The organism is Cellulomonas chitinilytica (assembly GCF_016862675.1).
Lineage (GTDB): Bacteria > Actinomycetota > Actinomycetes > Actinomycetales > Cellulomonadaceae > Cellulomonas > Cellulomonas chitinilytica.
Map to the genome: position 1 here is coordinate 1 of NZ_BONK01000006.1, position 14,495 is coordinate 14,495.

Sequence of the window (14,495 nt, forward strand, 5' to 3'; positions counted from 1 at the left end):
AGCGTCGAGCTGGTGTGAGCGGCGGAGCGGGTCGGGTCGGCGTTACTGCCCGACGGTGTCCCCGAGGTGCGACAGCGACCTGATCTCGACGACCGGACCGGCGAACAGCACCACGAGGGCCACGACGAGCGCGGCACCTGCCAGCACCCAGGCGGTCGCCGTGAGCGGCGGAGCACCTCGGAACGTCGCGTTCTGGTAGTCGCGCCCCGCCCGGATGCCGAGGAAGACCGCGCCTGCCACCCCTGCGTACCAGATCGTGTCCGCGCCGTGCATCGCGATGCCGATCGCGCCGGTCACCAGGAGGACGACGAGGGCGCTGCCGAACATCGTGACACCCCGGCGGCGGAGCCGGATCGCGTCGTCGAGCCGGTTGCGCTGGTACGCCTCGCCCTCGAGGACGCGGTCGGCGAGGTTGAGGGACTGCCCGAGGCGCCCGACGGGGAGGGTGCCGAACGTCGACACCGGCGCCTGGGCGGCGACCGGTGGCGGGACCGGTGCGGCGGTCGGTCTCGTGTGCTCGGTCCATGACGCACCGTCGAACCAGCGCAGCACTCCCGCGGTCACACCGTCGTCGTACCAACCGGCGGCGGGGAGCGAGCTCATCCGCCGATCGTCGCAGGGGGCCGTCGGCCGGTCCGTCAGATTGACGACGATTCACCCGGATACGACAGCGGCACGCGGCTGGGGGAGAGGCGGCGACCGTTAGGCACGTCGACGGCCGTCGTCGTCCGAGGCCTGCGCCCGGGGGAGGTCCACCACCGTCGCGCCGAGCCGGAGGGCGTCGTCCTGGTCGTGGGTGATGAGCAGGACAGTGCGCCCGGCGCACGACTGCGCCACCCGGGCCAGGACCTGGTCGCGGCCGGCGGCGTCGATCCCGGTGAACGGCTCGTCGAGGACCACGAGGTCGGCCTCGGCGAGCAGGGCCCGCGCGATGGCGACCCGCCGACGCTGACCGCCCGACAGGTCGCGCACCGGGCGGCCGAGCGCGTCCGCCGTGAGGCCGAGCGCGCGCAGCTCGGCGGTGACCTCGGCGGCGCCGACGTCGTGGGGCAGCACCAGCCGCACGTTCGCGACCGCGTCGAGGTGCTCGCACAGCCGGTCCTCCTGGAACACGGCCGCGCGCGCACCGCCCAGTCCCCGCACCGAGCCGTCCGCCGGCTCGACGAGCCCGAGCAGGACGCGGCCGAGCGTCGTCTTGCCGCACCCGTTCGGCCCCGTCACCGCGACCACGCCGCCGTCGGGCAGGTCGAGGTCGACGCCGTCGAGGACGGTGTGGCCGCCGAGGTGCACCGTCAGTCCACGGACCGCGATCACGCGGCGGCCCCCGATCCGGCGGAGGAGACCCGGCGCAGGAGCGCCGCGACGACGCGCTCCGCGACGAGGCTCAGGGCGACCACCACACCGGTCCACAGGAACACGTCGGCGCTCTCGAGCAGCACCTTGGCGTCGTAGAGCCGTTCGCCGACGCTGCCGGCCGGCAGCCCGATCACCTCGGCGGCGATCCCGCTCTTCCAGGCCAGCCCGATGCCCACCTGGCATGCGGCCGCGAAGAACGGCAGCACCGCGGGGAGGTCGACCGCGGGCAGCCGGCGCAGGAGCGGGACCTCGAAGACCGCGGCCATCTCGAGCATCGCCGGGTCGCGCTGCCGCACGCCCTCGAGGACCGCGGCGTAGGTCACCGGCAGCACCATCAGGGCGCTGACGACCACCGCGAGCCGGCTGCTGTCCACCCAGATCAGCACCAGGATGATGAAGCTGACGACCGGTGCCGCCCGCACGGCCCCGACCAGCGGCGAGACGAGGGCGTCGACCACCCGCCACCGCGCCGCGCCGACGGCGAGGAGCGCCCCGGCCGTGGTGCCGAGCGCGAACCCCGCGAGGATCCGGACGAGCGAGTACGCGACGCTCGCCCAGAACGGCGCGGTGACGGCGAGCTCCGCGAACCGGGAACCGACCTCCGCCGGGCCGGGGAGCAGCAGGCGCTGCCCGACGGCGAGCGCTGCGAGCTGCCACACGACGAGCCAGAACGCCGCGACCAGGACGAGCCTGGTCGCGCGCGGCACGCGACGGGAGGCCTCAGCCGTCCGCGCGGTAGTAGAAGTCGTCACCGGGCAGGGCTCCTCCCACCGAGGCCGGGTCCGCGGCGTGCAGGACGCCGAGGTACCCGGACAGGGCGGCCTGCATCGGCGCCCCGTCGATGTAGGTGATGTGCGAGCCGGGGATCGCCGCGGTCGCGAGAGGGGCCTTCGGCACGATGCCGGCGGCCGCGATGAGCACGCCGGCCTCGTCGGGGTGCTCGTTGGTGAACTCCGTCGAGGCGGCGTAGTCGGCCAGGAGCTCGTCGAACGCGGCGGCGTGCTCGGCGGCGAACGCCGTGCGGACGACGAGCACTCCGGTCACGAGCTGCGAGTCGGGCGTGACCTTCGCCCACTCGTCCGTCAGGTCGAGCGCGACACGCGCGCCGGGGACCTGCGTGGTCACGACGGTGACGAACGGCTGCGGCAGCATCGCGACGGCGCCCGGCTCAGCCGCGAGCCGGGCGGCGACCTCGGTGTGCTCGCTGAGGTACTCGACCTTCAGGTCGGTGGCCGGGTCGAGTCCGCTCGCGGCGAGCAGGTGCTCGAGGACGAACTGCGGGGACGCCCCCTTGCCGCTCGCGTACACGGTCCGGCCGCGCAGGTCGGCGAGCGAGTGCACGGTGTTGCCGACCTCGACGACCTGCAGGACGCCGAGCGTGTTGATCGCGGCGACCTGCACGGCGCCCTGGGTCTTGGCGTACAGCACGGCGGCCAGGTTGGACGGGATCAGGGCGACGTCGACGTCGCCCTGCAGCACCTTCGGGACGACCTCGTCGGGTGTCCCGTACACGGTGACCTGGTAGTCGTGGCGCGCCTGGCCGTCGGTGACGTCGTCCATCAGGCCGACGAGCCCCATCGTGGTCGGGCCCTTGAGCGAGGCGATCCGGAAGGTCGTGCGCTCGGCGGCGGTCGGCGTGGGTGTGCTCGTCGCGGACCCGGACGCGGTGGGCGCAGCGCCCGGTGTCGTGGTCGACGCGCACCCCGCGAGCAGGGCGACGACGGCGACCGCGACGGCCAGCGCGCGGCCGAACCGGCGGCTCACAGCGCACCGGCCACGGTGGCGTCCTGCGCGGCCGGGCGGAACGGCGCGTACGTGGTGTGCAGCAGGTCGTGCGCCAGCGGCGAGTTCGGTGCTCCGTAGAAGTCCTCGTACAGCCGGAGGACGTCGGGATTCTCCTGGGAGAGCCGCACGGGCGCCGCGCGGTCGATCTGCACCAGCACCTGCTGGCGCTCGCGCACCTCGCGGTCCTGCGGGACGGGGTGGCCCGCGCCGTTGATGCAGCCGCCCGGGCAGGCCATGACCTCGATGAGGTCGTAGCCGACGTCCTCGCCGTCGCGGATCCGGCGGGCCAGCGCGTCCACGTTGTTCAGGCCGCTGATGACGGCCACCCGCACGGTCGTGCCGCCCGCGGTGACGGTCGCCTCCTTGACGCCCGCCAGCCCGCGCACCTCGTGGACGTCGAGGTCCACGGGGGGTGCGCCGGTCAGCTTCTCGACGGCCATCCGCAGCGCGGCCTCCGCGACACCGCCGGACGCACCGAACAGGACGCCCGCGCCGGTGACCCGCGCGTACGGCTCGTCGAACTCGGCCGGGACGATGTCCTCGGGGCGCAGGTGCAGCATCTCGATCATCTCGAGGAACTCGGTGGTGGTGAGCACCGCGTCCACGTCGCGCACCCCGTCGGGGGCGAACTCCGGCCGCGCAGCCTCGTACTTCTTCGCCAGGCACGGCACGATCGAGACCGTGTAGAGCTTCTCGAGCGGGATCCCCGTGCGCTGCGCGAAGTGGTTCTTCACCGTCGCGCCCATCATCTGCTGCGGCGACTTGCAGCTCGACAGGTGCGGGATCAGCTCGGGGAAGCGGCGCTCGACGAGGTTGACCCAGCCGGGGCAGCACGACGTGAACTGCGGGAGGCGTTCGCCGCTGGCGACGCGGTCCAGGAACTCGGTGGTCTCCTCGAGGATCGTGAGGTCGGCCGCGAACGCGAAGTCGAACACCTTGTCGAACCCGACCGCGCGCATGAGGCCGGCCGTGTAGGCACCGGCGGCGTCGGGGGTCAGGCCGTAGTAGTCGGCGATCACGCTGCGCACCGCGGGGGCGACGAAGCCGACGACGACCTTCTCCGGGTCGTGCATCGCCGAGAACACGCCGCCGCGCTCGCGGACGTAGTCCAGCGCGCCGCAGGGACAGGCCCGCACGCACTGGCCGCACGAGACGCAGTCGGTCAGGCCGAGCGGCTGGTCGTTGCGGGTGCCGACGGTCAGGCGCCCGTTGGCGAACTGGTAGGCCAGCACGTCGACGCCCTCGACCTGTGCGCACGCCGCGACGCAGAGCCCGCAGGAGATGCACTTGTTGTCGTCGCGGACGATGAACGGGTGGTCCCGCCTGATCGGCGTGTGCGGCCGCACGTGCAGCGGGGCCGAGAACTCGACGTGGTGGGCGCTCGCGGTGTCCCGCAGCGCGCAGCGGTTCTGCTTGGAGCACCCGCACTCGAGGCACCGGGCCGCCTCGGCCCGCGCCTGCACCTCGGTCAGCCCGAGCTCGACCTCGACGAAGCTGTCGGTCCGCGCGCCCGGAGGCAACGCCGGCATCACCGCGCGGCGGGCGCGCGGCTGCAGCTCGAACTCGTCGCGCGGCAGGTCCTCGAGCGTGCCGCGGCTGCACGTGTAGTCCTCGTGCGACGGACGGACGGCGCCCTCGCGGACGAACTCGTCCATCGCCTGCGCGGCACGGCGCCCGGCGGCCACGGCCTGGATCACGGTCGCAGGCCCGGTCACGCAGTCGCCGCCGGCGAACACGTTCGGCTCCGAGCTCTGCATGGTGGAGCCGTCGATGTCGACGTCGCCCCACTTGTTCAGCCGCACCGGCACGTCGTCCCACAGGAAGCCGGTGTCCGTCGTCTGGCCGATCGCGCCGATGATCGTGTCGGCGTCGATGACGAAGTCGGAGCCCTCGACCATCACCGGGCGGCGGCGGCCCGAGCGGTCCGGTCCCCCGAGCTCCATCCGCGAGCAGTACAGCTGCAGTCGACCGTCGGCCGTCTCGATGCGCGTCGGCGCGGCGAGGAACACCATCTCGACGCCCTCGTGCAACGCCTCCTCGATCTCCAGCGGCTCGGCCGGCATCTCGGCCTGGGTGCGCCGGTAGACGAGCTTCACGGAGCGCGCGCCCTTGCGGAGTGCGGTCCGGACGCAGTCGATCGCGGTGTTGCCGCCGCCGACGACGACCACCGTGTCGCCCACCGGGTCGTCCTTGCCCTTCACCACGCCGCGCAGCCAGCTGATGCCCAGGTGGACGTTCGGCAGGTTCTCGCCGTCGAGCTGCAGCGGCGTGGCGCGCCACGAACCGACCGCGAGGTACACGGCGTCGTACTCGCGCCGCAGGTCGTCGAGCCGCAGGTTCGCACCGAGCGCGACGCCCGTGACGATCTCGACGCCGAGGGCCTGCATGAAGGCGATCTCCTCGTCGAGCGTCGCCTTCGGCAGGCGGTACTCGGGGATCCCGTAGCGCATCATGCCGCCCGGCTCAGGCTGCTTCTCGAAGACCGTGACGCGGTGCCCGGCGAGCGCCGCGTAGTACGCGGCGGACAGCCCCGAGGGGCCGGCGCCGACGACCGCGAGGTGCTTCCCGCTCGGGTCCGCGAGCCGCGGGGTCCACGGCTCGTCCTGCGCCCGGTCCCAGTCGGCGACGAACCGCTTGACGTGGTTGATCGCCACCGGCTCGTCCACGAGGTTGCGGCGGCACTCGGACTCGCAGGGGTGCGGGCACACCCGCCCGCACGCCGACGGGAACGGGTTGCGGTCCTTGATGACCCGGATCGCGGCAGCGAAGTTCCCGGTGGCCACGTGGTTGAGGTACGTCTGGATGTCGATGTTGGCCGGGCACGTCTGCACGCACGGTGCGACGCAGTCCGCGTTGTGGTCGCACAGCAGCTGCTCCAGGCGCACCGCGCGGTACTCCGTCAGGCGCGGGGTGCTGGTCGTCACGACCATGCCCTCGCTGACCGGCGTGATGCAGGCCTTCACGTCCCGGGCGGCGGTGCCGTCGCCGACCTCGACGACGCACAGCCCGCAGCTGCCGTTCGCACGCTCCAGCCGGCTGTCGTGGCACAGCGAGGGGACCTCGACGCCCTCCGCCTGCAGCGCCTTGAGGAGCGTCTCGCCCTCGCGCACCTCCAGCCTCCGCCCGTCCACCGTGACCGGGACGTCTCGCGAACTACCCACCTCGTGCACGCAACCTCCCACGGTCCGTGGCCAGGCGTGGCGGTGCGGTCACAGATCCGGGGGACCGCGACAGCGACGAACGCCTCCATTGGCCCTCGTCATCGACCGTAGGGCCGCAGGTCGGGGCACAAATAGGGACTTCCGACCCAGGTGTGGACGACGGCCGGGAACCTACGTTCACAGAGACCTCGCTAGGTCTGTGAGGACTGCAATGAAGCCCCTCTTCAGGTGTCCGACCTGCCGGGACGACGTCGTCGTCGCCCCGGGGTCGGCGCTGTCATGGAGCCGGTCCGCACGGTCCAGCCCACTTCTCGCCCCCTCGGACGCGCACAGTGACTGCTGACCAGCCCCAGTACCCCGGCCTCCTGGACGTCATCAACGGGAACGGCGCCGTGGCGCACGTGATGAAGCACGTGTGCGGCGGTGTCATCGGCTACCCGATCACGCCCTCGACCGAGATCTCCGAGACGTTCGAGGCCGCCCGTGCCGAGGGCCAGCTCAACGTCTGGGGCAAGCACCCGTTCTTCGTCGAGGCAGAGGGTGAGCACTCGGCGCAGAGCGGCGCCCTGGGTGCAGCCCTCACAGGCGGCAGCTTCATCTCCAACGCCTCGTCGAGCCAGGGCATCCTCTACGCCCTCGAGTCGCACTACGTCACCGTGGGCAAGAAGATCGGCGGCTTCGTCCTCCAGGTCGCGGCCCGCGTGGTCAGCAAGCACTCGCTCAACGTCATGGCCGGGCACGACGACGTCTACGCGCTGCTCCCGGCGGGCTACACCATCCTCTTCGGGTCGAACCCGCAGGAGGCCGCCGACCTCGCTGCGATCGCGTACCGGACGTCGTCCCTGTCGCTGATCCCGGTCGCCAACGCCTTCGACGGCTTCGCCACCAGCCACGTCATGAGCGAGGTGCTGCTGCCCGAGCCCGAGCTCCTCAGGGAGTACCTGGGCGACCCGGCCGGGCGGATCCCTGCCCCGACCGTCGCGCAGGAGATCCTGTTCGGCGCGAAGGGCCGCGTGTTCCAGCTCGGCCGTTACCTGGACCGTCACGCCGCGGACTTCGCGCCCGACGACGTCGGGGCGCTGCGCGCCCACCTGGCCACGATCGCCGAGAAGGTCGAGGACGACGACGCCGGAGGCCTCGTCGCCGAGACGGCCGTGTGGGTGCCCGACGACCTGCGGGCGCAGTGGCGCCGCGCGTGGGTCAACGCGTGGGCCAAGGGCACCCGCCAGCTGGTGCCGGCGCTCGTCGACCCGCACAGCCCTGGCCTCACCGGCCCGGTGCAGAACCAGCCCGACTTCCAGGCCGGCGCGGTCGACCACCGCACGCACTTCGTCTCCGCCGTGCCGTCGCTGGCCCGCCAGGCGATGGCCGAGTACGCCGAGCTGACGGGCCGTGAGTACTCCCCGGTCATGGCGTACGGCTGCGAGGACGCCGACTACGTCATGGTCGGCCTGGGCTCGATCACCGACGACGCCCGCGCCGTGCTGCCCTACCTCCGGGCGCAGGGGCTCAAGGTCGGCGTCGTCTCCGTCAAGATGCTGCAGCCGTTCCCGGAGGCCGAGCTGGTCGAGGCGCTGAGGAGCGCCAAGGCCGTCACGGTCCTCGAGCGGTCCGACGACACCGCGCTGACCCGCCTCGTGACCCAGTCGCTGTTCCGGGCCCGCGCCAACGCGTCCGACCCGTCCCAGCCGGAGTTCCCCGGCATCCCGGCGCTGGCCGCGAGCCCGCGTCTCACGACCGCGATCTTCGGCCTCGGCGGGCACGACGTGCAGCCGCGGCACCTGGTCGCCGCGTTCAAGAACGTGGTGTCGCCGACGGGTTCGCCGCTCGTCTACCTCGGCTCGCAGTTCTTCAGCGACACCGCGTCGGGCGAGCTCGCCGGGATCCAGGAGCAGCTGCGCGCCGCGTACCCGGAGACCGAGCTCATGGCGCTCACCACCGAGCCGAACCCGCAGGTGCTGCCGGACGACGCGCTGCGCATCCGGTTCCACTCGGTCGGCGGCTACGGCACGATCGCCACCGGCAAGCTGCTCACCGACATCCTCGCCGGCGTCCTCGGCATGCACTCGAAGTCGGCGCCCAAGTACGGCTCGGAGAAGAGCGGTGCGGCGACGAACTTCTACATCACCCTGTCGCCGGAGCCGGTACTGCTCACCAACGCCGAGCTCGAGGACGTCGAGGTCGTCGTCTCCCCGGACCACAAGGCGTTCGTCCACACCAACCCGCTCAAGGGACTGGCGGTCGGCGGCACGTTCATCGTGCAGTCCGACCTGGCACCGATCGACGTGTGGCGCAGCCTGCCGGCGCACGCGCGGCGGACCATCCGCGAGAAGAAGCTCACGGTCCTCGTGATGGACGCCTTCAGCGTCGCCAAGAGGCACGCACCGACGCCCGAGCTCGAGACGCGCATGATGGGCATCGCGTTCATCGGCGCCGTCGTCGGCTGGGTCGACAGCATCTCCCAGGGCGCCACGCGCGACGCCATCCTCGAGAAGGTGCGCCACGAGCTGACGAAGAAGTTCGGTCGCAAGGGCGACGCGATCGTCAGCTCGAACATGGCGGTCATCACCGACGCCATCGCGGCGGTCAGCCCGATCGACTACGAGGCCGACGAGTACGGCGCCGTCGACGCCGAGCCGGCCGCCGTGCGGACCCGGTCCGTGGCGCTGTCGGCGTCGATGTGCCCGGTCGCGGCCGAGCCGCGCGCGACGGCGCTGTTCGACCCGGCCTACTACGAGGACCTCGCCGCCCGTCCGTTCCGCGAGGGCACCGTCGGCGAGTCGCCGGTGCTGCCCGGCGCGGGCCTGTTCATGCCGGTCGCCACGGGCGTCCACAAGGACAAGGGCCTCTTCCGGCGCACGGTGCCGGTGTTCGACCCGACGGCCTGCACCGGCTGCCTCGAGTGCGGCATCGTCTGCCCCGACGCGGCGATCCCGAACACGCTGCACGAGATCCACGACCTCGTGCTCTCGGCCATCGGCCAGGTGGACGCCCCCGAGCCGCAGCGCGAGGCGCTGCGCGCGGTGGCCTACACCTGGTCCGAGCGGATCCGCCAGGAGCTCCGGGCGGACGGCGGCGCGACGTCCCTCGCGGCGGTCGCCGCGAAGGCGGTCCCGGACACGGACGAGCGCGCGGTCGCACGGTACGCCGACGCGGTCGTCGAGACGCTCGCGGCCTTCCCGGTCGCGCGGACGCGTCCGTTCTTCGACGCGGCGGAGAAGCAGACGCCGGGTACCGGCGCGCTGTTCTCGGCCGTCGTCGACCCGTGGAAGTGCACCGGCTGCCTGCAGTGCGTCGACGTGTGCGGCCCGCACGCGCTGACCGAGGCGGAGCAGGACGAGAGCCTGATCGACATGCTCGAGCGGCGGTTCGAGACCATGGCCGCGCTGCCCAACTCGCCGAAGCGGTTCGTCGCCGACGCCGTGACCCCCGACGGCGACGTCAAGCGGATGGTCCTCGACCACGCGAACTACTACGCGATGGTCGGCGGCCACGGCGGCTGCCGCGGCTGCGGCGAGGTCACCGCGATCCGCCTGATGACCGCGCTGTCGAGGGCCCTCGGCCAGGAGCGCAAGCGGGCGCACGTCGCGGAGCTCGAGCGCACGATCGAGGAGCTCACCGCCAAGCTCGACACGGTCGAGGACACCGCCCGTCGCAAGCGCCTCGGCGCGCTCGTCGTCGAGCTCGACAAGGCGCTGTACCTCTACGAGGGCGGCCCGACCGGCAACGGCCCGGCGTCGACGGTCATCGCGAACTCGACCGGCTGCTCGTCGGTGTACGCCTCGTCGATGCCGTTCCAGCCCTACCTCGACCCGTGGGTCAACAGCCTGTTCCAGGACGCCCAGCCGCTGGCCGTCGGCCTCTACGAGGGCCTCGCCTCGCAGCTCGTCCCGGAGGTCCGGGCGCTGCGCGACGCGAAGCTCGAGCTGGCCGACTCCTACGACCCGGCGGTCCACGGCAAGGCCGGCGCGACGCTCACGTGGCACGAGTTCACGGCCGAGGAGCGCACGCTCCTGCCGAACGTCCTGACGATCGGCGGCGACGGCGCGTCCTACGACATCGGCTTCGGTGCGATGTCACGCGTGCTGACCAGCGGCACCCCCATCAAGGCGCTCGTGCTCGACACCGGCGGCTACTCCAACACGGGCGGCCAGGCCTCGACGGCCTCGCTGACCGGCCAGGACGCGGACCTCGCCCGCTACGGCAAGGCCCACGCGGGCAAGCGCGAGGTGCGCAAGGAGCTGGGCGTCATCGCGGCGTTCCACCCGAACGTCTTCGTCGCGACCACCGCGACCGCACTGCACGGGCACTTCCTCGCGGCCGCGATGAGCATGCTCGAGTTCGGCGAGGGCGCCGCGGTCATGGAGGTCTACGCCCCCTGCGGCACGGAGAACGGGATCCCCGAGGACCTGTCGAACCGCCGCTCGCGGCTCGCGGTCGAGAGCAGGGTCAGCCCGCTGTTCGTGCACGACCCGCGCAAGGGCGGCACGCTGCCCGAGCGGTTCGACCTCGACGGCAACCCGGACGTCGACAGGCTGTGGAGCACCTCGACCCTCGAGTACGTCGACGAGAGCGGCACCCTGCAGCTGCTGCAGACGCCCCTGACGCCCGCCGAGTTCGCGCTCGGCGAGGTCCGCTTCGCGAAGCAGTTCACGAGGCTCAAGGACGCCGACGAGGCGAACCTGGTGCCGATCGCCGAGTTCGTGGAGCTGTCCGACGACCAGCGGGTCGGCAAGGTGCCGTTCGTCCTCGCGACGGACGCCGACAGGCACCTCCTCAAGGTCGCGTGCTCGCCGGCCATCGTCGCGCTCGTCGAGGACCGCAAGCACCACTGGCAGACGCTGCAGTTCCTCGCCGGGTTCGGCGAGGCGCGGCTGTCCGCGGAGCACAGGGCGGAGCTCGCCGACCTCACGGCCAAGTACCAGGCGGCGTCCACGGCGCGCGAGACCTCGCTCGACGAGATCGCCGCGGCGATGGCCGAGCTCGCCTCGTCCTCGGCCGCACCGGCGAGCATGCCGGCGTTCTCGTTCGGCGGCGGCGCGCCCGCTGCGGCTGCGGCCGCGGCTCCGGAGGCGACGACGGCGGTGGCGGACCGGCCGATCTGGCTGGATCCCGCCGACGAGGTGAGGTGCAACGACTGCGGCACCTGCTACCAGGAGCTCCCGGCGCTGTTCGAGAAGGCCACGATCGTCGTCGACGGACAAGCACGCACCGTCGGCCGCATGAAGCCAGGCGCGCTCGACGGCTTCGTGGTCACGCCGGACGTCGCCAAGCGGATCGCCCGGGTCAAGTCCAACTGCGACGCGGAGTCGATCCACTGATGAGCACCGACACGCCCGTCCACCCGGTCGGCCAGGACGACGTCCTGCGCTGGGTCGGGGCACGCCACGCCCTCGACGCGACGCGCCAGGAGGTGGAGGCTCTCGACGCGACGCGCGGCGTCGCCACGTTCCGGAACCAGCTCGACCTGCTCGAGCGCCGGCTCGTCGCCGACCCGCGCACCTTCCGCGACCTGTTCATCGCGGACGGCATGGCGGCCGTCGCCTGGGAGTTCCGGCAGCCCGAGCTCGGCCGCGACTTCGTCGTGCGCCTGTGGGACATGCTCCTGCGGGACGACGACGTGTCGACGGTGCTCATGCGGTTCATCTGGGACCTGCCCCTCGGCAAGAAGCGCCTCTTCGTCAGGGCGGTCGACGCCCACCTGTCCGACCGCTACCCCATGTTCGCGGGGCTCTCGCACGACTGGCCGGCGGGCAGCACCATCCCGCCGTACGTCCGCGAGGCCGACGACCGCGCCGAGGACTTCGGCCTGGTGAACAAGGGCTACCTCGGCTACATGGACCTCGGGTTCACCCGGCGGGACGTCGACCTGATCGTCTGGCTCGAGGCGATCCGCGACAAGCAGTGCGCCGACGCGCCCTGCGAGCTCGGCGTGTTCCTCGAGGCCCACAAGCCGCCGAAGTTCGGCTGCCCGGTCAAGATCCACATCCCCGTGATGATGGAGCTCATCGGCACCGGGCGGTTCCAGGATGCGCTCGAGCTGCTCGAGTCGTGCAACCCGCTGCCGGACGTCACCGGCCGCGTGTGCCCGCAGGAGCTCCAGTGCCAGGCGGCCTGCCTCCACAAGACGTCGATGTCGATCGGCCAGCTGGAGTGGTTCTTGCCGGAGCGCGACAAGCTCGTGAACCCGGATGGCGACGCGGCCCGGTTCGCCTCGTACCCGAACCCGTGGACCATGGCGGCCAGGCCGCCGGTGGCGATCGTGGGGTCCGGCCCGTCCGGGCTCATCAACGCCTACCTGCTGGCCGCCGAGGGCTTCCCGGTCACCGTGTTCGAGGCGTTCCACGAGCTCGGCGGCGTGCTCCGCTACGGCATCCCCGAGTTCCGGCTGCCGAACGAGCTCATCGACGACGTCGTGCGCAAGATCCGGCTCCTCGGCGGCCGGTTCGTCACGAACTTCGTCGTCGGCAAGACGGCCTCGCTGCAGGACCTGCGCGACGCGGGCTTCTGGAAGATCTTCGTCGGCACCGGCGCGGGCCTCCCGATGTTCATGAACGTGCCGGGCGAGCACCTGCTCAACGTCATGTCGGCCAACGAGTTCCTCACGCGCGTCAACCTCATGCACGCGAACTCGGAGGACCAGGAGACGCCGCTGCCGTTCGTGCAGGGCAAGAACGTCCTGGTGATCGGCGGCGGCAACACCGCGATGGACGCGGCCCGCACGTCGCGACGCCTCGGCGGGAACGTGACGATCGTCTACCGGCGCACCCGCGCCGAGATGCCGGCCCGTGTCGAGGAGCTCGAGCACGCGCTCGAGGAGGGCATCCACCTGCTCCCGTTGCGGTCGCCGTCGGAGTTCCTCGGCGACGGGAACACGGGCTTCGTCAAGGCGGCGACGCTCGACGTCATGGAGCTCGGCGAGCCGGACGCGTCGGGCCGCCGGCGCCCGATGTCGACCGGCAGGACCGACCAGGTCGAGGCAGACCTGGTGATCATGGCGCTCGGCAACTCCTCGAACCCGATCATCAAGGACTCCGAGCCGCGCATCGAGACGTCCAGGTGGGGGACCCTCAACCTGGCCGCGGCCGGGTCGCAGCAGACCACCCTCGAGGGCGTCTACTCCGGCGGCGACGCCACCCGCGGCGGGTCCACGGCGATCAACGCGGCCGGTGACGGCCAGGCAGCGGCGCGCGAGATCATCGGCGACGTCGACGTGCCGCTCGACGACGTCAAGCGGATGGTCGCGGCCGCCCGCACGTACACCGACATGGCGGCCTCGGACGCGGTGATCCTCGCCAAGCGGAACCTCTCGCCCGGGATCGAGGAGTTCGTCGTCCGGGCGCCGGTCGTCGCGAGGTCGGCGCAGGCGGGTCAGTTCGTCCGGGTGTTCACGCGGCCGGGCGGCGAGCTCATCCCGCTCACGCTCGCGGACTGGGACGCGGAGGCGGGCACCGTGTGCCTCGTCGTGCAGGCGGTGGGCGTCAGCTCGATCGAGATGAACGCGATGAAGCCCGGCGACGTGCTCGCGGGAATCGCCGGCCCGCTCGGCCGGCCGTCGGAGCTCCACCGCTACGCGGACGACGAGACGGTGGTGTTCACCGCCGGCGGGCTGGGCCTGCCCCCGGTGCACCCGATCATGCGCGAGCACCTGCGCCTGGGGAACCACGTCACGCTGATCGCCGGGTTCCGGACCAGGGACCTCATGTTCTGGACGGCCGACGGCGAGCGGGTGGCGGACCTCCAGGCGGAGTTCGGCGACCTGCTCGAGGTGGTCTACGCGACGAACGACGGCTCGTACGGGGTCCAGGGCTTCGTCACGAAGCCGCTCGAAGAGATGCTCGAGGCCGGCCGGAAGATCGCCGAGATCGTCACCATCGGGCCGCCGATGATGATGCGCGGCGTCTCCGACCTCACCCGGCCGCACGGCGTCCGCACGGTCGCGTCGCTGAACTCGATCATGGTCGACGCGACGGGCATGTGCGGTGCGTGCATGGTGCCCGTGGTGATCGACGGGAAGCTGGTCCGCAAGCACGCGTGCATCGACGGGCCCGAGATCGACTCGCACCTCATCGACTGGGACAAGTTCCTGCCGCGGTTCGGCCTGTTCACGGCCCAGGAGCAGGCGGCCCGGGCGAGGCACGGCCTGTAGCGCTCGTGCACGTCGGCGCCGGCGGGGCTCCCCCCGGCGCCGAC

At 72.2% G+C, this 14,495-nt stretch carries 7 protein-coding genes; 2 read left to right on the forward strand and 5 right to left on the reverse strand.

All coding sequences use genetic code 11. From position 1 onward, the window contains the following. Positions 1-42: 42 nt before the first annotated feature. The 5 genes from Cch01nite_RS09675 to Cch01nite_RS09695 form a co-directional block, all read right to left on the reverse strand. The gene (locus tag Cch01nite_RS09675; protein ID WP_203752233.1) at positions 43-603 is read right to left on the reverse strand and encodes a DUF2510 domain-containing protein; all 561 of its coding nucleotides are present in this window, start codon (positions 601-603) and stop codon (positions 43-45) included. A gap of 99 nt (positions 604-702) precedes the next feature. After that, a complete protein-coding gene (locus tag Cch01nite_RS09680) occupies positions 703-1,314 on the reverse strand; it encodes an ATP-binding cassette domain-containing protein (protein ID WP_203752236.1) in 612 nt (203 codons plus the stop codon). Continuing rightward, complete coding sequence (locus Cch01nite_RS09685) at positions 1,311-2,063, reverse strand: ABC transporter permease (protein WP_239070215.1); 753 nt, start codon at positions 2,061-2,063, stop codon at positions 1,311-1,313. Before Cch01nite_RS09685 ends, Cch01nite_RS09680 begins: the two co-directional genes overlap by 4 nt. A 13-nt stretch (positions 2,064-2,076) precedes the next feature. Further along, positions 2,077-3,120 carry an ABC transporter substrate-binding protein gene (locus tag Cch01nite_RS09690; RefSeq protein WP_203752242.1) on the reverse strand — a complete coding sequence of 348 codons (1,044 nt, stop codon included), beginning with the start codon at positions 3,118-3,120 and terminating at the stop codon, positions 2,077-2,079. Beyond that, positions 3,117-6,323 (reverse strand): [FeFe] hydrogenase, group A, encoded by a 3,207-nt coding sequence (locus tag Cch01nite_RS09695; protein ID WP_308439226.1) that lies wholly within the window; start codon positions 6,321-6,323, stop codon positions 3,117-3,119. Before Cch01nite_RS09695 ends, Cch01nite_RS09690 begins: the two co-directional genes overlap by 4 nt. Before the next feature lie 311 nt (positions 6,324-6,634). Here Cch01nite_RS09695 and Cch01nite_RS09700 point away from each other — a divergent pair, with 311 nt between their 5' ends. Further along, positions 6,635-11,623 (forward strand): 2-oxoacid:acceptor oxidoreductase family protein, encoded by a 4,989-nt coding sequence (locus Cch01nite_RS09700; protein ID WP_203752261.1) that lies wholly within the window; start codon positions 6,635-6,637, stop codon positions 11,621-11,623. Beyond that, complete coding sequence (locus Cch01nite_RS09705; protein WP_203752265.1) at positions 11,623-14,451, forward strand: sulfide/dihydroorotate dehydrogenase-like FAD/NAD-binding protein; 2,829 nt, start codon at positions 11,623-11,625, stop codon at positions 14,449-14,451. The genes Cch01nite_RS09700 and Cch01nite_RS09705 overlap by 1 nt, the downstream gene beginning before the upstream one ends. Positions 14,452-14,495 lie beyond the last annotated feature (44 nt).